Genomic DNA, 22,924 nt, shown 5'->3' with positions numbered 1-22,924 from the left:
TCGTGACCGACAAGCCCTATAACCCGGATCCGCACAAGCATCCGGGTCTGCACCTGATCGCCTTGCTGGAAGCCAGCAAGGCGGCCTTGGCGCTGTTGGCGGCGACCGGGCTGGAAATGCTCGGTCCGCAGCCGTTGCGGGATGCGGTCAATGCCCTGATCCGGCGTTTCAGCCTGGACCCGGATCACGGCACCCTGCCCTCGCTGCTCAACATGATCAGCCCCGACGCGGTGCACCTGGCCGCCGCGGCCATGGTGGCCTACGGGGTGCTGCATCTTTTCGAGGCCTGGGGCCTCTGGCGTGCCAAAGCCTGGGCCTCCTGGCTGGGCTGCGTCACCGCCGGCATCTACCTGCCGTTCGATATCTACGCCATCGTCCGTCACCCTGGCTGGGCCTCATGGTCGGTCCTGGTGATCAATCTGATCGTGGTCGGCGTGCTCGCCCGCGATATCCGCAAACGCCACCGCAAGCTCAACGCCCTGCACTGAGTTGCCAAGCGTGGCACCGGCTGGTTAGCCTGAGCGCCGGTTCCCGGGACACCCTCATGCGTCTGACGCTGACATCGATGCTGATGCTCATGTCACTGTGTGGCTGCGCCCCTGCGCCGGCACCGGTGCATGCCAGCGAAGCGCGCGCCGCCCTGCCGACGACGTCACTCGATTCTCCCTTCCTCTATGCCGAGACCGACATCGCCGATCTGCAGGCGCAGATGTCTGCCGGTGCCCTGGACAGCGTGCATCTGACCGGCGCCTATCTGGAACGGATCGCACGGCTGGATCGTGCCGGTCCACGCTTGAACGCGGTGATCGAACTCAACCCCGACGCCCTCAAGGAAGCGGCCGCGCGCGATGCCGAACGCCAGCGCGGACAACTGCGCGGGCCCCTGCATGGCATTCCGCTGCTGCTCAAGGACAACATCGGCGCACGCCCGATGAGCAACAGCGCCGGCTCGTTGGCACTGGCCACGTTCCGCCCCGACGATGCGTTCCTGGTCACCCGCCTGCGCGCGGCCGGCGCGGTGATCCTGGGCAAGACCAACCTCAGCGAGTGGGCCAATTTCCGCTCCAGCCAGTCGATTTCCGGCTGGAGTGCGCGCGGCGGGCAGACCCGCAACCCCTATCGCCTCAGCCACAACCCCTGCGGCTCCAGCAGCGGCAGCGCGGTGGCGGTGTCGGCCAACCTGGCCGCTGCGGCGGTCGGTACCGAGACCGACGGCAGCATCGTCTGCCCGGCGGCGATCAACGGCGTGGTCGGACTCAAGCCGACCGTCGGACTGGTCAGCCGCGAAGGCATCATCCCGATTTCCTTCAGCCAGGACACCGCCGGCCCGATGGCGCGCAGCGTCGCCGATGCCGCCGCGCTGCTGACCGCGATGGCCGGCCGCGACGACGCGGACCCGGCGACCGCGACCATGCCCGGGCGCGCGGTGTACGACTACACCTCACGGTTGAATCCGGACAGCCTGCGCGGCGCCCGTATCGGCGTGCTGTATGGCCCGCTCGACCAGCTGCCGGGCATCGGCCCGGCGCTGCAGCACGCCATCGCCGTGCTGCGCGAGGCCGGCGCGGTGGTGGTACCGGTGCAACTGCCGACCCAGGGCCAATGGCAGGACGCCGAACGCCTCGTGCTGCTGCATGAGTTCAAGGCCGGCCTACAGCGCTATCTGACCACCTACAAGGCCCCGGTGCGCGACCTGGAGCAGCTCATCGCGTGGAACCGTAGCCACGCCGACAAGGAGCTGCTGCCGTTCGGCCAGGACCTGATGGAAGCGGCGGCAGCGGCCGGCGGGCTGGGCAGCCCGGAGTACATCGCCGCCCGCACCGAGGCGCGCCGCTTGGCCGGCCCGGAGGGCATCGATGCGGCGCTGCGCGCGCAACAGTTGGATGCCCTGATCGCACCGACCACCGGCACCGCCTGGCCGATCCGCGCTGGCGCCGGCGACGACTTCCCCGGCGAGAGCTACAGCGCTGCTGCCGTGGCCGGTTACCCGAGCTTGAGCGTGCCGATGGCCCACGTGAACGGCCTGCCGCTGGGCCTGCTGTTCATGGGCACCGCCTGGAGCGAGCCGCGCCTGATCGAGCTTGCGTACGCCTACGAACAGCGCACGCGCGCCCGGCGTCCGCCGCGCTTCAAGACCGACAGCCTGCTGGCCAACCCCGGCCCACCCTGAGCGGTTCGGTAGTGCCGGCCGCTGGCCGGCTCTGCGCGACACCCGACGCTGCGAGGAGCCGGCCAACGGCCGGCACTACCGGGACGCGGGGACGGCATTATCCGTTGGTGGGCTCTGGAAGGATGGCCGGCGCGCCGTCTTCGGCGCCCGGCGAACGCACGTCCTCGGCCGGCGTCGAGCGCGGCCGCTGCACCGGGTCGGGTTGCTGCAACAGCTCGGCGCGGGTGCGCGGCAGTGCCTGTGGATGCTCGCGCGCCAGGAAGTCGAGCATGCGTTCGCGCACGATGCAGCGCAGGTCGAAGGCATCACCGGAACTGCGCGCACTCACCAGTAGGCGCACCTGCACCGTGTGCTCGGTGGTCTCGGTCACCTGGGTCACGCAGACCCGTCCATCCCAAAGTGATTCGCCCTTGCAGATGCGTTCGAGCTCGGCGCGTATCGCCGGGATCGGGGCCCGATAGTCCAGCCACAGGAACGCGGTGCCGAGCAGATCGGCGCTGCGGCGTGTCCAGTTCTGGAACGGGTGCTCGATGAACCAGGTGAGCGGCACCACCATGCGTCGCTCATCCCAGATCCGCACCACCACATAGCTGCTGCCGATCTCCTCCACCCGGCCCCATTCGCCTTCCACGATCACCACATCGTCCAGCCGGATCGGTTGTGTCAGCGCGATCTGCAGGCCTGCGATCAGGTTACCGAATACCGGCTTGGCCGCGATGCCCGCCACCAGGCCGATGATGCCGGCCGAGGCCAGCAGCGCCGTGCCGATCTGGCGCACCATCGGGAAGGTCAGCAGGATCAGCGAGACGCCGACCAGGATGATCACGCCCATCAACACCCGGCTGAGCACGCGGGTCTGGGTCTGGATGCGCCGTGCTTCCAGGTTGTCGGCCACTTCCATCGGATTGTCGCGAAGGATGGCGTCCTCGCCGGCGGCGACGGCACGCACCAGCAGCCAGATCACGCAGGCGGTCAGGCCGATGTGCAGCAGGCGCAGCGACTGGTCCAGCCAATGGCCCTGCAACGGCGTCGCCTCCAATGCAGGAATCAACACCAGCAGCGGCAACGCGAACGCCATCGGGCGACTGATCACCCGACCGATGCGCGCGCGCCGGTAGTCACGCCCCTTGAGCCTGCGGGTCAGTGCCATCAACAACCACCACCCGGTGAGTCCCACCGCCAGCGAGATGCCGATCGGCCACAGATACAACGCCGCTTGCTGCCAGTCCACCCTCACTGCACGCTCCAGCGATCTTCCAAGGAAGTCGACAGCGTGCCTGCACGGCCATTACCCGCATGTCAGGCGAATGTAAGCCGCGCGTGGACAACGCCCTGTTGGCGCAGCCACCACGCGCGGCTGGGCAGCGTAGCGTCAGGCCGCGTAAAGCTGCTGCTTGCGCACGATCGCCATGGCGATCTCCAGCGACTGGTCGTAGTTCAAGCGCGGGTCCACCGACGAGCGGTACGCACGTTCAAGATCGCGCTCGGTCAGCTCGCGTGCGCCGCCGGTGCATTCGGTCACATCCTCACCGGTCAACTCCAGGTGCACGCCCCCCAGGCGGGTGCCGGCCGCGGCGTGCAGGTCGAAAGACAGCTCCACCTCGCCCCGCACGTTGTCGAAGCGACGCGTCTTGTAGCCGTTGCTGGTGCTTTCGGTATTGCCGTGCATCGCATCACACACCCACAGCACGCGGCGGCCATCGCGCTTGACCGCGTCCAGCAGCGGCGGCAGTTTCTCGGCGATCTGTGCCGCGCCCATGCGATGGATGAAGCTCAGGCGACCCGGTTCGTCATCGGGGTTGAGCACGTCGATCAGGCGCAGCAGCTGGTCCGGCTGCACGGACGGGCCGACCTTGATCGCGATCGGGTTGCGCACGCCGCGCAGGTATTCCACATGCGCGCCATCCAGTGCAGCGGTGCGCATGCCGATCCACGGGTAATGCGTGCTCAGGTTCAACCAGCCGTGCTGGCGCGGCACCTGGCGGGTAAGCGCCTGTTCGTAGGGCAACAGCAGCGCTTCGTGTGACGTGTAGAAATCGATCCGATTGAGGTTGTACACCTGCGAACCGGACAGGGTTTCCATGAAGCGCACCGCGTCGCCGATCGAGGCCACCATCTGCTGGTAGTCGCTGGCCAGCGGTGAATGACGCACCCACTCCAGGTTCCAGTACTCGGGATGGTGCAGGTCGGCGAAGCCGCCGTCGATCAGGGCGCGCACGAAGTTCATGGTCATCGCCGAGTGCGCATGGGCCTGCAGCATGCGGCGCGGTTCGGGCAGGCGCGCGGCCTCGGTGAACTCCGGCGCGTTGATCACATCGCCGCGGTAGCTGGGCAGGGTCACCCCGTCGCGGGTCTCGGTATCGGCCGAGCGCGGCTTGGCGTACTGCCCGGCAAAGCGGCCGACGCGGATCACCGGCTTGCGCATGCCGTGCACCAGCACCAGGCTCATCTGCAGCAGCACCTTGAGCCGGTTGGAGATGGTGGTGGATTCGCAGTCGCTGAAGTTCTCGGCGCAGTCGCCGCCCTGCAGCAGGAAGCGCTTGCCTTCCTGGGCGTCGGCCAGCTGCTGCTTGAGCGACAGGATTTCCCAGGAGGTCACCAGCGGCGGCAGACGCTTGAGCTCGTGCAGCGCCGCGTCCAGGGCCAGCGGGTCGGGATAGGTCGGCATCTGCAGCGCGGTCTTGCCGCGCCAGCTCTCCGGCGACCAGGCAGCGCTGTCGGCGGCAGCAGTGGCGGCGGGATCGACTACGGGCGGTGCGGACGGGCTCATCACAGACTTCCGAGGGGGTGGGGACCGGTCATGGTCGCAGAGCGCGTCGCTGGCGCAAAGCGTCTGCTGCGCAACGGCGCCAGCTGAACGGTGGAAAACGGACGGCGCCGGTCGCCCGGAACGGCATTCCCGCCGGACGCTGGACAGGCGCATGATTTGTTACGGAGTAACACTCGCCAGGCCGGCCCCCTCCCCCACGCCCAGTCAATCAAGTGCTCCCCATGAAGCCATCCCTTCTTGCCAGCGGTATCGCCTTCGCCCTGGCCTTGGCCAGCCTGCCCGTCCTGGCTGCCCCGGCCGACACCGCCACCCCGGCAGTCACCGACCTGGACGCGGTCACCGTCAGCGCCCAACTCGACCTGGCCCGCAACGCCCTCTCCCCCGATATCGGCAGCAGCCAGTACCAGATCACCGCCGAGGACATCCAGAAGCAGCCGCTGGGGGCATCGGCCCCGCTCAGCCAGGTGCTGCTGCAGGCCCCTGGCGTGGTCCAGGACAGCTACGGCGGGGTCCACGTGCGCGGCGACCACGCCAACCTGCAGTACCGCCTCAACGGCGTGCTGCTGCCCGAATCGATCTCCGGCTTCGGCCAGACCCTGGACGCCCGCACCATCAAGAGCATCCGCCTGATGGACGGCGCACTGCCGGCCCAGTTCGGCGAACGCACCGCCGCCGTGGTCGACATCACCACCCGCAGCGGCGCCGAGCTGGGCAATGGTGGCAGCGCCGGCATCACCGCCGGGTCGTTCGGCACGATCAACCCCAACGCCTCGTGGTGGGGCAACCAGGGCCGCTGGAGCTGGTACCTGACCGGCAACTACAACCAGAACGAGGTCGGCCTGGAAAACCCCACCGCCTCGCGCCGGCCCGACCATGACGACACCCACCAGGGCAAGGCGTTCGCCGACCTGACCTACCTGGTCAACGACACCACCCGCCTGAGCCTGTTCGCCGGCTTCGCCAACAACCGCTTCCAGATCCCGGTCAACCCCGGCCAGACGCCACAGTTCGGCTATCTGGATACCGTCCAGGCCGACTCGGCACAGCTGGATGAAACCCAGCGCGAGACCACCCGCTTCGGCATGCTCGTGCTGCAGGGCACGCTCGGCCAGACCGCCTACCAGGTGTCGGCCGGGCAGCGTTACAGCGACCTGGCCTTCAACCCGGACGTGGCCGGCGACTTGATCTTCGATGGCGTGGCCTCACAGGTGGACCGCAACAACCGCGCCAGCACCGTGCAGGCCGATTTCTCGACCCCGCTGGGCGACAACCACACCCTGCGCTATGGCCTGTACGGCAACAGCGAACGCGCGCGCGCGGGCAGCACCGCCTGGGTGTTCCCGGTCGACGCCGACGGCAACCAGGCCAGCACCACCCCGATCGTGATCACCGATGCCAGCGCCTTCCATGCCAGCACCGCGGCGGCGTACGTGCAGGACGAATGGCGGGTCGGCCAGGACTGGACGGTCAACTACGGCCTGCGCGCAGACCGCTACAAGGCCTTCGGCGGCACCGAAGGTCAGCTCAGCCCGCGCCTGGGCGTGGTCTGGAACGCCAGCGACAGCACCACCGTGCATGCCGGCTACTCGCGCTACTTCACCCCACCGGCCAGCGAGCTGGTCGCCAGCAGTGACATCGCGCGCTACGACGGCACCACCAACCAGCAGCCGACCGTCGGCAGCACCACGCCGTTGTCCGAACGCAGCGACTATTACGACGTGGGTGTCTCCCAGCAGGTTGGCGAGCACCTGACCCTGGGCCTGGACGCGTACGACCGCAAGGTCGACCGCCTGCAGGACGAAGGCCAGTTCGGTGCGGCCTACATCTATTCCACCTTCAACTACCGCTACGGGCACATACACGGCGTGGAGTTCAGCGCCGACTACAGCAGTGGCCCACTCAGTGCGTATTTCAATGCGGCTTACAACAAGGCGATGGGCAAGCAGGTGATCACCAGCCAGTACAACCTGGACCCGGAAGCGCTGGCCTACGTGCAGGACAACTGGATCCATCTGGACCACGACCAGAAACTGACATCGTCAGGCGGCGTCAGCTACGCCTTCGCCGGCCACAACCGGGTCGGGGCGAACTACGTGTATGGCAGCGGCCTGCGTTCGGACATCGAGGGCGTGCCCAATGGCGGTGCGCTGCCGTCCTACCTGCAGGTCAACCTCAGCGCGGCGCACGACTTCAACGCCGACAGCGGCCACCCGCTGCACGCGCAGCTGGCGCTGGTCAACGCACTGGACCGCAGCTATCAACTCCGCGACGGCGGGGGTATCGGCGTGTTCGCCCCGCAGTGGGGTCCGCGTCGCGGCGCCTACCTGAGCCTGCAGCAGGACTTCTGAACGACTGCGCCCGCCAGCACGTTGCCGGCGGGCGCAGCAGGCACGCGATCAGCGCGCCGTGTCGATCAGGCGCGGCGCTTGCGGAAGGACACGAACAGCGCCCACGCGGCCAGCAGCACGAACCACACCAGGCTCCACATCGGCATGGTCAGGCCGAGGAAGCGCCAGTCGATGTTGCCGCAGTCGCCGGTACCGGTCAGCACGGTACGAAACACCTCGAACGGCCCCATGGTTTCACTGAGGAACGCCAGCGGTGGGCCGCAGCTGGACCCCATGTCCTTGGGCAGCAGTTGCACGTACACGTGGCGACCGGCGATACCCATGCCGACGGCCGCGGCGATGAAGGCGAGCACGCCATAGGTGCCACGACCGGCGCGATCACGCGGGCCATGCAGGGCGCCGATCAGGAACAGCAGCCCGAGCGCGGCGAACGCGATCCGCTGGAAAATGCACAGCGGGCACGGCTCCAGGCCTATCTTGAGCTGCAGGAAGATCGCATACGCCAACAGCCCGGCGCAGATCAAAAACCCCAGCAGGAACTGGGCGCGGTAATTCCAGCGCAGTGGATTCATTGCCAACACTCGTGAACGTGCAAGGCGCCAAGATTAACAGGGCGCCGCAGGCCCCGGCCCCTGCCGACCTACCGGCTATCGGCCCGCTGGACCAGACAGCCTGTTCTGTTGACGTTTGAGATCTTGGCAGTGACCCGACAGCAAGAGCGAATGCCTTTGACTCCTTGCCCCGGAAGGGGCGTCGGTACGGGTGGATTGGCGGGACACGCTGCAAGTCCCGTAGACCCACCCACGCCAACGCCCCGCCGTAGTACGCGACGCGCTTTGCCGTTGCCGTTGCCGTTGCCGTAGATCAACACACCAACAAACCCCTACCCCACAAACGGAAAAACCCGGCACAAGGCCGGGTTCTTCACCGAATTTCGGGTGTTGCGCGTCGATTATTCTTCGACGGCTTCAGCCACGGCAGCCGGACGATCCACCAGTTCCACGTAGGCCATCGGCGCGTTGTCGCCAGCGCGGAAACCGCACTTCAGCAGACGCAGGTAGCCGCCCGGACGGTTCGCGTAACGCGGGCCCAGGATGGTGAACAGGTTGCCGACGGCTTCCTGGTCGCGCAGGCGAGCGAAGGCCAGACGGCGGTTGGCGACGGAGTCGACCTTGGCCAGGGTGATCAGCGGCTCGGCGACGCGGCGCAGTTCCTTGGCCTTCGGCAGCGTGGTCTTGATCAGCTCGTGCTTGAACAGCGACGACGCCATGTTCTTGAACATCGCTTCGCGGTGGGCGCTGGTGCGGTTGAACTTGCGGCCGGACTTCATATGACGCATGGGAGTGATTCCTTGATTGAATATTGGATCGGTTGGGTATCGCTGTCGCCTTCCTGGCGTTGTTGCTTGGACTGCGGATGGTCCGATGCCGGCCCTCCTGGCCGACCGTCACCGCAGGCTGTGGGCCTGTCGATGCGTCGTGTTGCGGTGAAGCCCCCGCACCCGAAGGTGCGGGGTCAAGCATCTTGCGTAGCGCTGGATCAGCCGAGCATGCCGTGCTGGGCGACACCGGCCGGCGGCCAGTTCTCCAGCTTCATGCCGAGCGAAAGACCACGCTGTGCGAGGACTTCCTTGATCTCGGTCAGCGACTTCTTGCCGAGGTTCGGGGTCTTGAGCAGTTCCACTTCGGTCTTCTGGATCAGATCGCCGATGTAGTAAATGCTCTCAGCCTTGAGGCAGTTGGCCGAACGCACGGTAAGTTCCAGGTCGTCGATCGGGCGCAGCAGCACCGGATCCACGCCGTTGTTGGCCGGCTTGGCTGCACCGCGGTCGCGGTGGGTGAAGTCACCGAACACCGACAGCTGATCGCTGAGGATATCCGCGGCAGTGCGCACGGCTTCCTCGGCATCGATCGTGCCGTTGGTTTCGATGTCCAGCACCAGCTTGTCCAGATCGGTACGCTGTTCGACGCGGGCCGCTTCCACCGAATAGGCGACGCGACGGACCGGCGAGAACGAAGCGTCCAGCACCAGACGACCGATGGCACGGGTTTCTTCATCCGGACGGCGGCGGGCAGCAGCCGGCTGGTAGCCGAAACCGCGCTCGACCTTCAGACGCATGTTGATCGCCACATCCTTGGTGAGATGGCAGATCACATGAGCCGGATTGAGGATCTCGGTGTTATGGTCAATCTTGATATCAGCAGCGGTAACGACACCCGGCCCCTGCTTGGACAGCGACAGCGTAGCGTTGTCGCCGGTATGCATGCGGATGGCCACATCCTTCAGGTTGAGCAGGACTTCAAGCACGTCCTCCTGCAAGCCTTCAAGGGTGGTGTACTCGTGCAGCACGCCGTCGATTTCCACTTCCGTGATGGCGAAGCCCGGGATGGACGACAGCAGCACGCGACGCAGGGCATTGCCCAGCGTATGCCCGTAACCACGCTCCAAGGGTTCGATAACGACCTTGGCGCGGGTGTCGGTAAGGCGTTCGATCTGCGGACCGCGAGGACGCAGAACCTGGTTGGCGGTAACCGTCATGTTGCGGGTTCTCCTAGTGAATCCCCGGCCGTCGCCGGGGATTCTCCAATGTGAATTACTTCGAATACAACTCGACGATCAGCGCTTCGTTGATATCCGCAGGCAGGTCCGCACGATCCGGAACAGCCTTGAAGATGCCGGCGAACTTGCCGGAATCCACTTCAACCCACGACGGACGCAGGTCGTGCGTGGCAGACACGGTCAGGGCTTCCTGAACGCGCAACTGCTTGGCAGCCTTTTCGGACAGCGCGACAGCGTCGCCAGCCTTGACCTGGTACGAAGCCAGGTTGACCGACTTGCCGTTCACGGTGACGCCGCGGTGCGAGACCAGCTGACGGGCAGCCGGACGGGTCACAGCGAAGCCCATGCGATAGACAACGTTGTCCAGGCGGGTTTCCAGCAGCTGCAGGAGGTTCTCGCCGGTGTTGCCCTTCTTGGTCGAGGCCTTCTTGTAGTAGTTGCGGAACTGACGCTCCAGCAGACCGTAGATACGCTTGACCTTCTGCTTTTCACGCAGCTGGGTAGCGTAGTCGGACAGCTTGCCCTTACGGGCAGTGGCGCCGTGCTGGCCGGGCTTCTGCTCCAGCTTGCACTTGGAGTCCAGCGCGCGCGCCGGGCTCTTGAGGGAAAGGTCGGCGCCTTCGCGGCGGGCGAGCTTACAGGTAGGACCGATATAACGAGCCATTTCTTATCGCTCCTTTAGACGCGACGCTTCTTCGGCGGACGGCACCCGTTGTGCGGGATAGGCGTCACGTCGATGATGTTGGTGATCTTGTAGCCCACGTTGTTCAGCGAGCGCACGGCCGACTCACGACCCGGACCCGGGCCCTTGATGCGGACTTCCAAGGACTTGACGCCGTAGTCGAGCGCGGCACGGCCGGCCTTCTCGGCAGCCACCTGGGCAGCGAACGGGGTGGACTTACGCGAACCGCGGAAGCCAGCGCCACCGGAGGTCGCCCACGACAGAGCATTGCCCTGACGGTCGGTGATGGTCACGATGGTGTTGTTGAAAGAAGCATGGACGTGGGCGACGCCGTCAGTGACGACGCGCTTGATCTTCTTCTTGGTCTTAGCGACGGGCTTAGCCATTTCTTAGGTCCCTTACTTCCTGATCGCCTTGCGCGGGCCCTTGCGGGTGCGGGCGTTGGTACGGGTGCGCTGGCCACGAAGCGGCAGACCGCGACGGTGACGCAGACCGCGGTAGCAGCCCAGATCCATCAGGCGCTTGATCGCGATACCGATTTCACGGCGCAGATCGCCTTCCACGATGTACTTGCCGACTTCGAGACGCAGGCGCTCGATTTCCGGTTCGGACAGGTCGCGGATCTTGGTGGTCGAGGTAACGCCTGCGGCGTCGCAGACCTTCTTCGAACGGGTACGGCCGATGCCGTAAATGCTTTGCAACCCGACCCAGACGTGCTTCTGGGCTGGCAGGTTGACGCCTGCAATACGCGCCATGACGCGGTTCTCCAGCTGAGTGATGGCCGACAGCGCACCTTGGGCGCGCTAATCCGGCAGGATGGATCAAAAAAGTGAACTAGCGATTCTATCAAGGTTTCGGTGTACTTGGAAGTCCGTGGAACCTCAAAGGTTCCATGGACCCGGCGTGGGGAGTGTGCCCATGCTCCGGCGCCGGATGTCGTTGACTGCGGAGGTTGCCCTCTTCGTCGCCCGCGCTACTCCTGCGCGGGACCACCACATCACACCCCCACCCGAAACCGCTGCGGGGGCCGCCCTTCGATTTGGAAGGCCAGGTCCGGGAACCGGAGGGGCCTTCGCAACAAGAAGAATAGTGTAACAGGCTTATCAGCCGCGAGCAAAACCGCCGCGGTTGCCGCCCTTCAGGTTGGCCTTCTTCAACAGGCTCTCGTACTGGTGCGACATCAGGTGCGCCTGGATCTGCGCGATGAAGTCCATCACCACCACCACCACGATCAGCAGCGAGGTGCCGCCGAAGTAGAACGAGGCGCCCAGCTGGGTGCGCATGATTTCCGGCAGCAGGCAGACGATCACCAGGTACAGCGAGCCGGCCGCGGTCAGGCGGGTCAGCACACCGTCGATGTAATCGGCGGTGGCCTTGCCCGGACGAATGCCCGGAATCAGTGCGCCCGACTTCTTCAGGTTGTCGGCGGTTTCCTGCGAGTTGAACACCAGCGCGGTATAGAAGAACGCGAAACCGGTGATCAGCGCAGCGAACACGATCATGTGCAGCGGCTCGCCCGGACCCAGCGCATTGGCAACCTTCTGCAGCCACGTGGCCGAACTGGCCTGGCCGGACCACATGGCCAGGGTCGTCGGGAACGCCAGGATGCTCGAGGCGAAGATGGCCGGGATCACGCCCGCCATGTTCAGCTTCAGCGGCAGGAACGAGGTCTGGTTCATGTACGCATTGCGACCGCCCTGGCGGCGCGCGTAGTTCACCGTGATCCGACGCTGGCCACGCTCGACGAACACCACGAAGTAGGTGAAGGCCAGCACCACCAGCACGATCAGCAGCAGCGAAATGAAGCTCATGTTGCCGTCGCGGTAGGCTTCCACGGTGTGGATGACCGCGCCCGGCAGGCCGGCGACGATGCCGGCGAAGATGATCAGCGAGACGCCGTTGCCGATGCCACGCTCGGTGACCTGCTCGCCAACCCACATCAGGAAGATCGTACCGGCGGTCAGCGCGACGATGGCGGTGAGCACAAAGCCCATGCCCGGGGCGTACACGACCGGCGCGCCGCTCGGCGACAGCTGGTTCTGCAGCGCCAGGGCGATGCTGCCGCCCTGCACTACGGCCAGCAACACGGCGCCGATGCGGGAATATTGGGTGATCTTGCGACGGCCTGATTCACCTTCCTTCTGCATTGCCTTCAATGCCGGGAAGATATGGACCGCCAGCTGCATCACGATGGACGCCGAAATGTACGGCATCACGTTCAGCGCGAAAATGCTGAAACGGTGCAGGGCGCCGCCCGAGAACATGTTGAACATGTCCACGATGCCGCCGCCCTGCGCCTGCATGAGCGCAAGCATGGCATCGGGATTCACGCCCGGCACCGGCACATAACAGCCGATGCGATAGACGATCAACGCCCCGATGACGAACAGCAGACGCTGACGAAGTTCCGTGAACTTGCCGAGCCCGCCGCCGAGGTTACCAATGCCAGCTTGCGCCATGTCTTACTCCTGTACGCTGCCGCCGGCAGCTTCGATCGCGGCCTTGGCACTGGCCGTTGCAGCGACGCCCTTCAGGGTGAACGCCTTGGTCAGGTCGCCCTTCATGACGATCTTGGCACGCTTCGCGGTGCTCGGGACCAGCTTGGCAGCGCGCAGCGCGGCGAAGTCGATCTCACCCGCTTCCAGGCGTTCCAGCTGGTAGGACAGCACTTCAGCGGTGTCCTTGGCGATCTTGGAACGGAAACCGACCTTCGGCAGACGACGCTGCATGGGGGTCTGGCCGCCTTCGAAGCCTGCCTTGATCTTGCCGCCACCCTTACGGGCGAACGAACCCTTGTGGCCGCGGCCGCAGGTCTTGCCCAGGCCGGAGCCGATACCACGACCGACGCGGGTACGCTCTTTGCGAGCGCCCGGTGCCGGGCTCAGTTCATTCAGATGCATGGTCATTGGATTATTCCTCAACCTTGACGAGGTAGTGGACCTTGTTGATCAGACCGCGAACCTGCGGGCTGTCCTTCAGTTCACGAACATCGTTGAGCTTGCTCAGACCCAGGGCACGCACCGACAGGCGGTGACGCGACTGGGCACCACGGAGGCCGCGCACCAGGCGGACCTTGACGGTCTTGACGGTTTCATTAGCCATGGTTGAGATCCTCTACCTTCTTGCCGCGCTTGGCTGCAATGCGAGCCGGCGACTGCATTTCGCTCAGGCCCTTCAACGTGGCGCGAACCAGGTTGATCGGGTTGCGCGAACCGACGGCCTTGGCCAGCACGTTCTTGACGCCAACGGCTTCCAGCACGGCGCGCATGGCACCACCGGCGATGACACCGGTACCTTCGGAGGCCGGCATCATGAACACGCGGGCTGCGCCGTGGCCGGACTTCACCGGGTGCCACAGGGTGCCGTTGTTCAGATCGACGTCGGCCAGGTTCTTGCGCGCCTGCTCCATCGACTTCTGGATGGCGACCGGCACTTCACGCGCCTTGCCGTAACCGAAACCGACCTTGCCTGCGCCGTCACCGACCACGGTCAGTGCGGTGAAGGTGAACTGGCGACCGCCCTTGACGGTCTTGCTGACGCGGTTGACCGCGACCAGCTTCTCGATCATGCCGTCGTCGACTTTCTCTTCGCGGTTACGGTCGCGATCGCGACCCCGCTGCTGACGTTCTTCTGCCATGTTGATTCCTTGATTGGTTGGGTATGTACGGCTCAGGGCCGCTTATAGCTGTGAAGTGGTGCGGTGAACCGATCGCCCTTGCAGAAGAAGGACGTCGTCCGGCGCAACCCGCGCCGGCAGGCAGGTGGGAGCAGGGGAAACCCCTGCCCCCGAATCCCTTAGAACTGCAGGCCGCCTTCGCGGGCTGCATCGGCCAGTGCCTTGATGCGACCGTGGTAGCGGTAGCCCGAGCGGTCGAAAGCGACCTTCTCGATGCCCGCAGCCTTGGCGCGCTCGGCGACCAGCTTGCCGACCTTGGTGGCGGCGTCGCTGTTCTTGCCGTTCTTCAGGCCTTCCTTGACGTCGGCCTGGGTGGTGTTGGCAGCAGCCAGCACCTTGGAGCCATCGGCGGTGAAGACCTGGGCGTACAGGTGCTGACCGGTGCGCAGCACCGACAGACGCGGCACGCCGAGAACGCGGATGTGTGCACGGGTCGACTTGGCGCGACGCAGGCGGGCGATGTTCTTGTTGATGCTCATGATTTGAGTTCCTTGAAAGCTGAAGTGAAGCGGGCTTTTGCGTTGAGAAACCCGGCCGGTGACGGCCAGGCTCCCGTGGAAGTTCCCGCGCCTGATTAGGCCTTCTTGGCTTCCTTACGAATGATGACTTCGCCGGCGTACTTCACACCCTTGCCCTTGTAGGGCTCCGGCGGACGGAAGCCACGGATCTTGGCAGCCACTTCACCGACGCGCTGCTTGTCGGTGCCCTGGACCAGCACTTCAGTCTGGGTCGGGGTCGAGATGGTGATGCCTTCCGGCGCCACGAACAGGACCGGATGCGAGAACCCGAGCGACAGGTTCAGATCCTTGCCCTGCATGGCGGCACGGTAACCGACGCCGACCAGCTCGAGCTTGCGCTCGAAGCCTTCGGTGACGCCGTGGACCATGTTGGCCAGGATCGCGCGCACGGTGCCGGTGAGGGCAAGCAGGCTCGGATCGTTGGCGGCCAGGTTGGCAACGCCGTTTTCGATGGTGATTTCAACGCCAGCAACCTTGGGCAGCGACAGGGTGCCCTTCGGGCCCTTCACGCTGACGGATTCCGGCTGGATGTTCAGTTCAACGCCCTTGGGCAGGTTGACCGGCTTCTTGGCTACGCGGGACATAGTTGGTTCCTTCTCGCCTTAGGCCACGAAGCACAGGACTTCGCCGCCGACGCCCAACTGGCGCGCCTGCGCATCAGTCATGATGCCCTTGGAGGTGGAGATGATGGCGATGCCCAGGCCGTTGAGGACCTTCGGCAGTTCGGACTTGCCACGGTACTGGCGCAGACCCGAACGCGAGAAGCGCTTCAGGGTCTCGATGACCGGCTTGCCCTCGAAGTACTTCAGGACGATTTCAAGCTCGGCCTTGTTGTTTTCGATCTTGGTCACGCGCAGGTCGGTGATGTAGCCCTCGGACTTCAACACTTCTGCGATGGCAACCTTGATGTTGGACGACGGTGCTTTCACCGTCTGCTTACCAACCGCGGCCGCATTCTTGATGCGTACCAGCAGGTCGGCGATGGGATCAGTCATGCTCATAGTCGATACCTTTGAGTGCACCGATATCCGCTTTCGCGAAAATCTTGCTGTGTTCCTGGGATGGGCCAGGACCCTTCACGCGCTGCTCACGTCTTGCGAGCAGGCAAGACGCGGGAGTATACGGCAAAAAGAGCCCGACTTGCGTCGGACTCTTCAATTGGGAACAAACCTGAACAACCGGTCGGTCCCCCTACCCCGCACCCAGGGGATGCGAGGCAGGTTCCGGGACGAATCCCTTACCAGCTGGCCTTGCGCAGGCCCGGCACGTCGCCACGCATGGTGGCTTCGCGCAGCTTGTTGCGGCCGAGGCCGAACTTGCTGTAGACGCCACGCGGGCGGCCGGACAGTTCGCAACGGTTGCGGTGGCGGCTCGGCGACGAATCGCGCGGCAGCTTCTGCAACTTGACGACAGCGTCGGCCTTTTCGTCGTACGAAGCGGTCGTGCTGGAGATGATCTTCTTCAGCTCTTCACGCTTACCAGCGAACTTGACGGCCAGCTTGGCGCGCTTCAGATCGCGGTTGACCATGGAGGTCTTTGCCATATCGGATTCCTCGACGTATCAGTTACGGAACGGGAACTTGAACGCTGCAAGCAGCGCCTTCGCTTCCGCATCGGTCTTGGCGGTGGTGGTGATGGCGATATCCATGCCGCGGATCGCGTCGACAGCGTCGAAGTCGATTTCCGGGAAGATGATCTGTTCCTTCACACCCATGTTGAAGTTGCCACGACCGTCGAAGGAACGACCCGAGACACCACGGAAGTCGCGCACGCGCGGCAGCGAGATGTTGATCAGGCGATCCATGAACTCATACATCTTTTCACGACGCAGCGTGGTCTTGCAGCCGATCGGCCAACCATCGCGGATCTTGAACGAGGCCACCGAGACGCGGGACTTGGTCACGATCGGCTTCTGACCGGAGACCTTGGCCATGTCGGCGACGGCGTTTTCCAGGATCTTCTTGTTCGTGGCTGCTTCACCGACACCCATGTTCAGGGTGACCTTGACCAGCTTCGGAACCTGCATCGGATTGGTGTAGCCGAACTGCTTCATCAGCGCCGGCACCACTTCTTCCTTGTAGAACTTTTCGAGACGGGTATTCATCAGCGCATCCTCAGGCGTCGAGCGCCTCACCGCTGGAGCGGAACACACGCAGTTTGCGTCCATCCTCCAGCACCTTGAAACCAACGCGTTCGCCCTTGCCCGAAGCCGGGTTCAGCACATTCACGTTGGAGATATGGATCGACGCTTCACGCTCGACCACGCCGCCGGCAACGCCTGCCTGCGGGTTCGGCTTGGTGTGGCGCTTGACGATGTTCACGTTGGCGACGATCACACGATCGCCGTCGACGCGGACGATTTCGCCCTGCTTGCCCTTGTCCTTGCCGGTGTTGACGACGACCTGGTCGCCCTTCTTGATACGGTTAGCCATGATTATCTCCTGTCGCTCACAGCACTTCGGGAGCGAGCGAGACGATCTTCATGAACTTCTCGGTACGAAGTTCACGAGTCACCGGTCCGAAGATGCGGGTGCCGATCGGCTCTTGCTTGTTGTTGAGCAGGACCGCAGCGTTGGCGTCGAAACGGATCAGCGAACCGTCGGCGCGACGCACACCCTTGCGGGTACGCACCACGACGGCATCGAACACTTCACCCTTCTTGACCTTGCCACGCGGAATTGCATCCTTCACGGTGACCTTGATGATGTCACCGATGTGGGCGTAGCGACGCTTGGAGCCGCCCAGCACCTTGATGCACATCACTTCCTTGGCACCGGAATTGTCCGCGACCTCGAGGTAGCTCTGCATCTGGATCATGATTCAGATCTCCTTATTCAGCCGCACGCGTGATGACTTCCACCACGCGCCAGTTCTTGGTCTTGGACATCGGAGCAATTTCGGTCACGCGGACGACATCGCCTTCGTTGCAGGCGTTGTCGGCGTCGTGTGCGTGGAGCTTGGTCGAACGCTTGATGTACTTGCCGTACAGGGCGTGCTTGACCAGGCGTTCCACCAACACGGTGACCGTCTTGTCCATCTTGTTGCTGACGACACGGCCTTCGACCGTGCGCAGCGTCTTGTTTTCAGTATTGTCGCTCATCGCGGCCATCCTTACTTGGTGCTGCCGAGCAGGGTCTTGACGCGAGCAATCTCGCGGCGGACCCGGCGGGTTTCGTGAGTCTTCGGCAGCTGGCCGGTAACCTGCTGCATGCGGAGCGAGAACTGCTCCTTACGCAGATCGGTCAGGTGGGCCTTCAGATCGTCAGCCGACTTTTCGCGAAGTTGTTTGATATCCATTACATCACCGTCCGGGTCACGAAGGTGGTGGTCACGGAGAGCTTGGCGGCCGCCAGGCGGAACGCCTCGCGAGCCACGTCTTCACCCACACCTTCAATTTCATAGATCATGCGGCCGGGCTGGATCTGGGCGACCCAGTATTCCACGTTGCCCTTACCAGAACCCATTCGGACTTCGATGGGCTTCTTGGTGATCGGCTTGTCGGGGAACACTCGGATCCACATCTTGCCACCGCGCTTGACGTAGCGGCTGATCGAGCGGCGGGCCGCTTCGATCTGACGCGCGGTCAGCTGACCGTGGGCGGTTGCCTTCAGGCCGTACTCGCCGAAGCTGACAGCATTGGCGCTCCAGCTCAGGCCATCGTTACGGCCCTTGTGTACCTTGCGGTACTTGGTTCGCTTGGGTTGCAACATTGTCGTTACCTCGCTTCACGGGCCGGGCGCTGACGGTCACCACGGTCGCCGCGATCGTTACGATCGTTGCGCGGGGAATCGTCCTGCTTTTCCTGGCCAACCTGGGAGAAATCGAAAACCTCGCCCTTGTAGATCCAGACCTTGATGCCGATGATGCCGTAGGTCGTCTTGGCTTCAGCGAAGCCATAGTCGATGTCGGCACGCAGCGTGTGCAGCGGCACGCGGCCTTCGCGGTACCACTCCGAACGGGCGATTTCTGCACCGTTCAAGCGGCCACCGACGTTGACCTTGATGCCCAGGGCACCGAGGCGCATCGCGTTGCCGACCGAGCGCTTCATTGCACGGCGGAACATGATGCGACGCTCCAGCTGCTGCGCGATCGACTCGGCAACCAGCTGCGCGTCCAGCTCGGGCTTGCGCACTTCGGTGACGTTGATGTGCGCCGGGACGCCCATCATCTCGCTCACTTCCTTGCGCAGCTTTTCGATGTCCTCACCGCGCTTGCCGATCACCACGCCCGGACGGGCGGTGTGGATCGTCACGCGAGCGGTCTTTGCCGGACGCTCGATAAGGATCTTGCTGATGCCGGCCTGCGCAAGCTTCTTGCGCAGCATTTCCCGCACCTTCAGGTCGGCTGCCAGATAACCAGCAAACTCGGCCTTGTTGGCGTACCACTTGGAGTTCCAGTCCTTGGAAATGCCGAGGCGGATACCAATCGGATGAACTTTATGACCCATGGTGTTTTCCTTTCCGCTTACTTGCCGGCGCCCACAACCACAGTGATGTGGCTGGTGCGCTTGAGGATGCGGGTGCCGCGGCCTTTCGCCCGCGCCATGAAACGCTTCAGGGTCGGACCTTCATCTACCATGATGGTCTGAACCTTCAGCTCGTCGACGTCGGCGCCCTGGTTGTTTTCGGCATTTGCGATAGCCGACTCCACCACCTTCTTGATCAGGTGGGCAGCCTTCTTATCCGAAAACTTCAGCAGGTTGACCGCACGCTCGGCCGGCAGGCCACGCACCTGGTCTGCGACCAGGCGGGCTTTCTGCGCAGAGATGCGCGCGGAGCGCAGGATTGCTTTCGCTTCCATTGTCATCTCTCCTTACTTGCCCGACTTCTTGTCACCACCGTGACCCTTGAAGGTCCGAGTGATGGCAAATTCGCCGAGCTTGTGGCCGACCATGTTCTCGTTGACGAGCACCGGGACGTGGTTCTTGCCGTTATGAACGGCGATGGTGATGCCTACCATTTCCGGCAGGATCATCGAACGGCGCGACCAGGTCTTGATCGGCTTCTTGCTACCCGCAGCGGCCTCCACCTTCTTGACGAGGTGGTGATCGACGAACGGGCCCTTCTTGAGTGAACGTGCCATGGTCGATTAGCCCCTACGATCGCGGACGATGAATTGCTGGGTGCGCTTGTTCTTGCGCGTCTTGTAACCCTTGGTCGGAACACCCCACGGGGTGACCGGATGCGGATTACCCTGGCCGGCCTTCGCCTCACCACCACCGTGCGGATGGTCAACCGGGTTCATGGCAGCACCACGAACGGTCGGGCGAACACCGCGCCAGCGCTTGGCGCCAGCCTTGCCCAGCTTTTCCAGGTTGTGTTCGTCGTTACCGACTTCACCGATGGTGGCGCGGCACTCGACCGGCACCTTGCGCATTTCACCCGAGCGCAGGCGCAGGGTGGCGTAGATGCCTTCACGAGCGACGAGCTGCACGGCGGCGCCGGCGGCACGGGCGATCTGGGCACCCTTGCCCGGCTTCAGTTCGATGCCGTGGACAGTGGTACCGACCGGGATGTTGCGCAGCGGCAGGGTGTTGCCCGCCTTGATCGGCGCGTCCGAGCCCGCGATCACCTGGTCACCGGCCTTCAGGCCCTTCGGTGCGATGATGTAGCGGCGCTCGCCGTCGACGTAGCACAGCAGGGCGATATGGGCGGTGCGGTTCGGATCGTATTCGATGCGTTCCACGCGCGCCGGAATGCCTTCCTTGTTGCGCTTGAAGTCGATGACGCGGTAATGCTGCTTGTGACCACCACCAACGTGACGGGTGGTGATGCGGCCGTGGTGGTTACGACCACCGGACTTGCTCTGCGGCTCCAGCAACGCTGCGTGCGGTGCGCCCTTGTGCAGATCGGGCGTAACCACGCGCACGGCCGAACGGCGGCCGGGGGAAGTGGGCTTGAATTTCATCAATGGCATGGGATGGACCTCAGGCCTTGGCCGTTACATCGATGGACTGGCCATCGGCGAGACGCACGTATGCCTTGCGCCAATCGCCGCGACGGCCGGTGCGGTTACGGAAGGACTTGTTCTTGCCCTTCACGTTCAGCACGTTGACCGACTCGACCTTGACGGCGAACAGCTGCTCTACCGCGGCCTTTACATCGGCCTTGGTCGCTTCGTTCGACACTTCAAAGACATACTGGTTGGAATGTTCCTGCAGGCGCGCGGTCTTTTCGGAGACTCGCGGAGCACGCAGCACGCTGAAGACTTTCTCGTTGGCGCTCATGCCAGCCACTCCTCGACCTTCTTGACCGCGTCAGCGGTGATGACGACCGTGTCGGCACCGACCAGCGACACCGGGTCCAGACCCTGGACGTCACGCACTTCCACGTAGGGAATGTTGCGCGCCGACAGGTACAGGTGCTCGGAGGCATCTTCGGTGACGATCAGCGGGCGCTTGCCCACTTCCAGGCCGGCCAGCTTGGCGATCAACGACTTGGTGTTGGTCGCTTCGACATCGAAGGACTCCACGATCGTCAAACGGCCCTGACGGTTCAGCTCGGACAGGATCGCGCACATAGCTGCACGGTACTGCTTGCGATTGACCTTCTGCTCGAAGCTGCGCGGCTTGGCCGCGAAGGTGACACCACCGCCGACGAAGATCGGAGCCGTCAGTGCGCCATGACGCGCGCCGCCGCCCTTCTGCTTCTTCGACTTCTTGGTGGTACCAGCCACTTCAGAGCGAGTCTTCTGCGCCTTGGTGCCGGCGCGACCGGCGTTGCGGTAAGCAACGACGACCTGGTGAACCAGATCTTCGCTGAAATCGCGACCGAACACGGCATCGGAGACCGAGACCTTGTTGTTGCTACCCGTGATAACGAGTTCCATCGTCATCTCTCCTTATGCCTTGCTAGCCGGACGAACGATCACGTCACCACCCGCTGCGCCCGGAACGGCACCACGGATTGCGATCAGACCACGTTCGACATCGACCTTCACCACTTCAAGGTTCTGGGTGCTCTGCTGCACCGAACCCATGTGGCCGGACATCTTCTTACCCGGGAAAACACGACCCGGGGTCTGGCGCTGGCCCAAGGAACCCGGCGCGCGATGCGACAGCGAGTTACCGTGGGTTGCATCGCCCATACGGAAGTTGTAGCGCTTGATGGTGCCCTGGAAGCCCTTACCCTTGGTGACACCCTGGACGTCGACCTTCTGGCCAACTTCAAAGATGTCCGCCTTGACTTCGCCGCCGACGGCGAAATCGCCGAGCTGCGCGTCTTCAACGCGGAATTCCCACAGGCCACGACCGGCTTCGACCTTCGCCTTGGCGAAGTGACCGGATTCGGGCTTGTTGACCAGGGCAGCGCGACGCGCGCCGACGGTCACCTGCACGGCGCTGTAGCCGTCAGCTTCGACGGTCTTGATCTGCGCGATGCGGTTCGGGGTGGCTTCAATCAGGGTTACCGGGATGGCCTGGCCATCTTCGGTGAACACGCGGCTCATGCCAGCCTTGCGGCCCACGAAGCCCAACGAATATTTCTTCGTCATGGTCGTAGTCCTCAGGTCAGCTTGATCTGAACGTCGACGCCGGCAGCCAGTTCGAGCTTCATCAGCGCGTCCACGGTCTTGTCGTTCGGGTCAACGATATCGAGCACGCGCTTATGCGTGCGGGTCTCGTACTGGTCACGCGCGTCTTTGTCGACGTGCGGGGAAACGAGAATGGTGTAACGCTCGATCTTGGTCGGCAGCGGGATCGGGCCACGCACTTGCGCGCCGGTCCGCTTTGCCGTTTCTACGATCTCGCTGGCCGAACGGTCGATCAAACGATGATCGAACGCCTTCAGCCGAATCCGGATCTTTTGGTCCGCCATGACGGTGGGTTCCTTCGTTAAAAGAGCGACGGACAAGGCCTCTGGGTTGCCTTGCCCCATGAATATCCTGAATGCAGACGCCGCACATTCCCGTGCGGCGACAAGATCTTTCCGTAGACCTCAAAAATCGAGGCAGACCGGTCTCCCGATCTGCCCAGACAAAAAGTATAGCGCGCATACAACGTGGCGGTCAACAGGGGACCTGTTGACACTGCCTGAATGGCGCGACCCTTCCTGGTCTGGGGAACACGAGGAGCTTCCTGCGCCTCTTTTCCCGTTTGGTTCCGCCCCGATGCCCTACCCAGGCAACATCGGGGCGAAGATTCTAGCAGATTACTTGAGGATCTTGGAGACCACGCCGGCGCCGACGGTACGACCGCCTTCACG

33 protein-coding genes are annotated in these 22,924 nt (G+C 64.0%); 3 read left to right on the top strand and 30 right to left on the bottom strand.

Annotation, left to right across the window (positions count from 1 at the left end; translation table 11 throughout):
* Positions 1 to 2 precede the first annotated feature (2 nt).
* On the top strand, positions 3 to 488 hold the full coding sequence (locus NR101_RS07550; RefSeq protein WP_256776233.1) for a DUF2127 domain-containing protein: 486 nt from the start codon (positions 3 to 5) through the stop codon (positions 486 to 488).
* Between the two features lie 56 nt (positions 489 to 544).
* The gene (locus tag NR101_RS07545) at positions 545 to 2,170 is read left to right on the top strand and encodes an amidase (protein ID WP_256776232.1); all 1,626 of its coding nucleotides are present in this window, start codon (positions 545 to 547) and stop codon (positions 2,168 to 2,170) included.
* A gap of 97 nt (positions 2,171 to 2,267) precedes the next feature.
* On the opposite strand, the gene NR101_RS07540 is transcribed toward NR101_RS07545, so the two are convergent.
* Both NR101_RS07540 and NR101_RS07535 read right to left on the bottom strand, forming a co-directional pair.
* Positions 2,268 to 3,401 carry a mechanosensitive ion channel family protein gene (locus NR101_RS07540; RefSeq protein ID WP_256776283.1) on the bottom strand — a complete coding sequence of 378 codons (1,134 nt, stop codon included), beginning with the start codon at positions 3,399 to 3,401 and terminating at the stop codon, positions 2,268 to 2,270.
* Between the two features lie 141 nt (positions 3,402 to 3,542).
* A complete protein-coding gene (locus NR101_RS07535; RefSeq protein ID WP_256776231.1) occupies positions 3,543 to 4,940 on the bottom strand; it encodes a 3-deoxy-7-phosphoheptulonate synthase class II in 1,398 nt (465 codons plus the stop codon).
* A gap of 221 nt (positions 4,941 to 5,161) precedes the next feature.
* On the opposite strand from NR101_RS07535, the gene NR101_RS07530 reads away from it, so the two are divergent.
* Positions 5,162 to 7,288, top strand: a complete 2,127-nt coding sequence (locus NR101_RS07530) for a TonB-dependent receptor (RefSeq protein ID WP_256776230.1) — start codon at positions 5,162 to 5,164, stop codon at positions 7,286 to 7,288.
* 65 nt (positions 7,289 to 7,353) lie between these two features.
* Here the strand turns inward: NR101_RS07530 and NR101_RS07525 are convergent, their stop codons facing one another.
* The 28 genes from NR101_RS07525 to rpsJ all read right to left on the bottom strand — a co-directional run bounded on the left by NR101_RS07525 (position 7,354) and on the right by rpsJ (position 22,537).
* On the bottom strand, positions 7,354 to 7,860 hold the full coding sequence (locus NR101_RS07525; protein WP_256776229.1) for a disulfide bond formation protein B: 507 nt from the start codon (positions 7,858 to 7,860) through the stop codon (positions 7,354 to 7,356).
* A gap of 380 nt (positions 7,861 to 8,240) precedes the next feature.
* Entirely contained in the window at positions 8,241 to 8,627 is a 387-nt protein-coding gene (gene rplQ, locus NR101_RS07520) for a 50S ribosomal protein L17 (RefSeq protein WP_256776228.1), read from the bottom strand.
* Positions 8,628 to 8,827: 200 nt separating this feature from the next.
* Positions 8,828 to 9,826: a DNA-directed RNA polymerase subunit alpha gene (gene rpoA, locus NR101_RS07515; RefSeq protein ID WP_256776227.1), complete on the bottom strand. Its 999-nt coding sequence runs from the start codon at positions 9,824 to 9,826 to the stop codon at positions 8,828 to 8,830.
* Positions 9,827 to 9,881: 55 nt separating this feature from the next.
* Entirely contained in the window at positions 9,882 to 10,511 is a 630-nt protein-coding gene (gene rpsD, locus NR101_RS07510; protein WP_038690262.1) for a 30S ribosomal protein S4, read from the bottom strand.
* A 14-nt stretch (positions 10,512 to 10,525) separates the two neighbouring features.
* Positions 10,526 to 10,915 carry a 30S ribosomal protein S11 gene (gene rpsK, locus NR101_RS07505; RefSeq protein WP_017355427.1) on the bottom strand — a complete coding sequence of 130 codons (390 nt, stop codon included), beginning with the start codon at positions 10,913 to 10,915 and terminating at the stop codon, positions 10,526 to 10,528.
* A gap of 12 nt (positions 10,916 to 10,927) precedes the next feature.
* The gene (gene rpsM / locus NR101_RS07500; protein ID WP_019186163.1) at positions 10,928 to 11,284 is read right to left on the bottom strand and encodes a 30S ribosomal protein S13; all 357 of its coding nucleotides are present in this window, start codon (positions 11,282 to 11,284) and stop codon (positions 10,928 to 10,930) included.
* 348 nt (positions 11,285 to 11,632) lie between these two features.
* The gene (gene secY / locus NR101_RS07495; protein ID WP_256776226.1) at positions 11,633 to 12,988 is read right to left on the bottom strand and encodes a preprotein translocase subunit SecY; all 1,356 of its coding nucleotides are present in this window, start codon (positions 12,986 to 12,988) and stop codon (positions 11,633 to 11,635) included.
* 3 nt (positions 12,989 to 12,991) lie between these two features.
* A complete protein-coding gene (gene rplO / locus NR101_RS07490; protein ID WP_019186161.1) occupies positions 12,992 to 13,435 on the bottom strand; it encodes a 50S ribosomal protein L15 in 444 nt (147 codons plus the stop codon).
* Positions 13,436 to 13,439: 4 nt separating this feature from the next.
* Positions 13,440 to 13,631 carry a 50S ribosomal protein L30 gene (gene rpmD, locus NR101_RS07485; RefSeq protein WP_256776224.1) on the bottom strand — a complete coding sequence of 64 codons (192 nt, stop codon included), beginning with the start codon at positions 13,629 to 13,631 and terminating at the stop codon, positions 13,440 to 13,442.
* A complete protein-coding gene (rpsE, locus tag NR101_RS07480) occupies positions 13,624 to 14,166 on the bottom strand; it encodes a 30S ribosomal protein S5 (RefSeq protein WP_038690276.1) in 543 nt (180 codons plus the stop codon). The genes rpmD and rpsE overlap by 8 nt, the downstream gene beginning before the upstream one ends.
* Positions 14,167 to 14,324: 158 nt before the next feature.
* Entirely contained in the window at positions 14,325 to 14,684 is a 360-nt protein-coding gene (gene rplR, locus NR101_RS07475) for a 50S ribosomal protein L18 (protein ID WP_256776223.1), read from the bottom strand.
* A gap of 95 nt (positions 14,685 to 14,779) precedes the next feature.
* On the bottom strand, positions 14,780 to 15,307 hold the full coding sequence (gene rplF / locus NR101_RS07470; RefSeq protein WP_256776222.1) for a 50S ribosomal protein L6: 528 nt from the start codon (positions 15,305 to 15,307) through the stop codon (positions 14,780 to 14,782).
* Positions 15,308 to 15,325: 18 nt separating this feature from the next.
* Positions 15,326 to 15,724, bottom strand: a complete 399-nt coding sequence (gene rpsH / locus NR101_RS07465; protein ID WP_256776221.1) for a 30S ribosomal protein S8 — start codon at positions 15,722 to 15,724, stop codon at positions 15,326 to 15,328.
* Between the two features lie 236 nt (positions 15,725 to 15,960).
* Positions 15,961 to 16,266 (bottom strand): 30S ribosomal protein S14, encoded by a 306-nt coding sequence (gene rpsN / locus NR101_RS07460; RefSeq protein ID WP_256776220.1) that lies wholly within the window; start codon positions 16,264 to 16,266, stop codon positions 15,961 to 15,963.
* 18 nt (positions 16,267 to 16,284) lie between these two features.
* The gene (gene rplE, locus NR101_RS07455) at positions 16,285 to 16,827 is read right to left on the bottom strand and encodes a 50S ribosomal protein L5 (protein WP_176990876.1); all 543 of its coding nucleotides are present in this window, start codon (positions 16,825 to 16,827) and stop codon (positions 16,285 to 16,287) included.
* Positions 16,828 to 16,837: 10 nt separating this feature from the next.
* Positions 16,838 to 17,155 carry a 50S ribosomal protein L24 gene (gene rplX, locus NR101_RS07450; protein ID WP_228886387.1) on the bottom strand — a complete coding sequence of 106 codons (318 nt, stop codon included), beginning with the start codon at positions 17,153 to 17,155 and terminating at the stop codon, positions 16,838 to 16,840.
* A 16-nt stretch (positions 17,156 to 17,171) separates the two neighbouring features.
* Positions 17,172 to 17,540: a 50S ribosomal protein L14 gene (rplN, locus tag NR101_RS07445; RefSeq protein ID WP_038690286.1), complete on the bottom strand. Its 369-nt coding sequence runs from the start codon at positions 17,538 to 17,540 to the stop codon at positions 17,172 to 17,174.
* A 13-nt stretch (positions 17,541 to 17,553) separates the two neighbouring features.
* Positions 17,554 to 17,823 carry a 30S ribosomal protein S17 gene (rpsQ, locus tag NR101_RS07440; RefSeq protein ID WP_017355414.1) on the bottom strand — a complete coding sequence of 90 codons (270 nt, stop codon included), beginning with the start codon at positions 17,821 to 17,823 and terminating at the stop codon, positions 17,554 to 17,556.
* 11 nt (positions 17,824 to 17,834) lie between these two features.
* Complete coding sequence (gene rpmC / locus NR101_RS07435) at positions 17,835 to 18,020, bottom strand: 50S ribosomal protein L29 (RefSeq protein ID WP_017355413.1); 186 nt, start codon at positions 18,018 to 18,020, stop codon at positions 17,835 to 17,837.
* Positions 18,020 to 18,433 carry a 50S ribosomal protein L16 gene (gene rplP / locus NR101_RS07430; protein ID WP_068849463.1) on the bottom strand — a complete coding sequence of 138 codons (414 nt, stop codon included), beginning with the start codon at positions 18,431 to 18,433 and terminating at the stop codon, positions 18,020 to 18,022. Before rplP ends, rpmC begins: the two co-directional genes overlap by 1 nt.
* A gap of 5 nt (positions 18,434 to 18,438) precedes the next feature.
* A complete protein-coding gene (gene rpsC, locus NR101_RS07425; protein ID WP_042614225.1) occupies positions 18,439 to 19,170 on the bottom strand; it encodes a 30S ribosomal protein S3 in 732 nt (243 codons plus the stop codon).
* A gap of 17 nt (positions 19,171 to 19,187) precedes the next feature.
* Complete coding sequence (rplV, locus tag NR101_RS07420) at positions 19,188 to 19,523, bottom strand: 50S ribosomal protein L22 (protein ID WP_017355410.1); 336 nt, start codon at positions 19,521 to 19,523, stop codon at positions 19,188 to 19,190.
* Positions 19,524 to 19,535: 12 nt separating this feature from the next.
* Positions 19,536 to 19,805 (bottom strand): 30S ribosomal protein S19, encoded by a 270-nt coding sequence (gene rpsS, locus NR101_RS07415; protein ID WP_017355409.1) that lies wholly within the window; start codon positions 19,803 to 19,805, stop codon positions 19,536 to 19,538.
* A gap of 6 nt (positions 19,806 to 19,811) precedes the next feature.
* Complete coding sequence (rplB, locus tag NR101_RS07410; RefSeq protein WP_256776219.1) at positions 19,812 to 20,639, bottom strand: 50S ribosomal protein L2; 828 nt, start codon at positions 20,637 to 20,639, stop codon at positions 19,812 to 19,814.
* A gap of 10 nt (positions 20,640 to 20,649) precedes the next feature.
* Entirely contained in the window at positions 20,650 to 20,949 is a 300-nt protein-coding gene (gene rplW, locus NR101_RS07405) for a 50S ribosomal protein L23 (RefSeq protein ID WP_256776218.1), read from the bottom strand.
* Positions 20,946 to 21,551 (bottom strand): 50S ribosomal protein L4, encoded by a 606-nt coding sequence (gene rplD, locus NR101_RS07400; protein ID WP_128095571.1) that lies wholly within the window; start codon positions 21,549 to 21,551, stop codon positions 20,946 to 20,948. Before rplD ends, rplW begins: the two co-directional genes overlap by 4 nt.
* A 12-nt stretch (positions 21,552 to 21,563) precedes the next feature.
* Positions 21,564 to 22,214 carry a 50S ribosomal protein L3 gene (rplC, locus tag NR101_RS07395; RefSeq protein ID WP_256776217.1) on the bottom strand — a complete coding sequence of 217 codons (651 nt, stop codon included), beginning with the start codon at positions 22,212 to 22,214 and terminating at the stop codon, positions 21,564 to 21,566.
* Between the two features lie 11 nt (positions 22,215 to 22,225).
* Positions 22,226 to 22,537 (bottom strand): 30S ribosomal protein S10, encoded by a 312-nt coding sequence (gene rpsJ, locus NR101_RS07390; protein WP_010341589.1) that lies wholly within the window; start codon positions 22,535 to 22,537, stop codon positions 22,226 to 22,228.
* Positions 22,538 to 22,924 lie beyond the last annotated feature (387 nt).

This window comes from Stenotrophomonas sp. Ste86 (genome assembly GCF_024519465.1).
Taxonomy (GTDB): domain Bacteria; phylum Pseudomonadota; class Gammaproteobacteria; order Xanthomonadales; family Xanthomonadaceae; genus Stenotrophomonas.
This window is presented reverse-complemented; position numbering and strand designations above follow the sequence as displayed.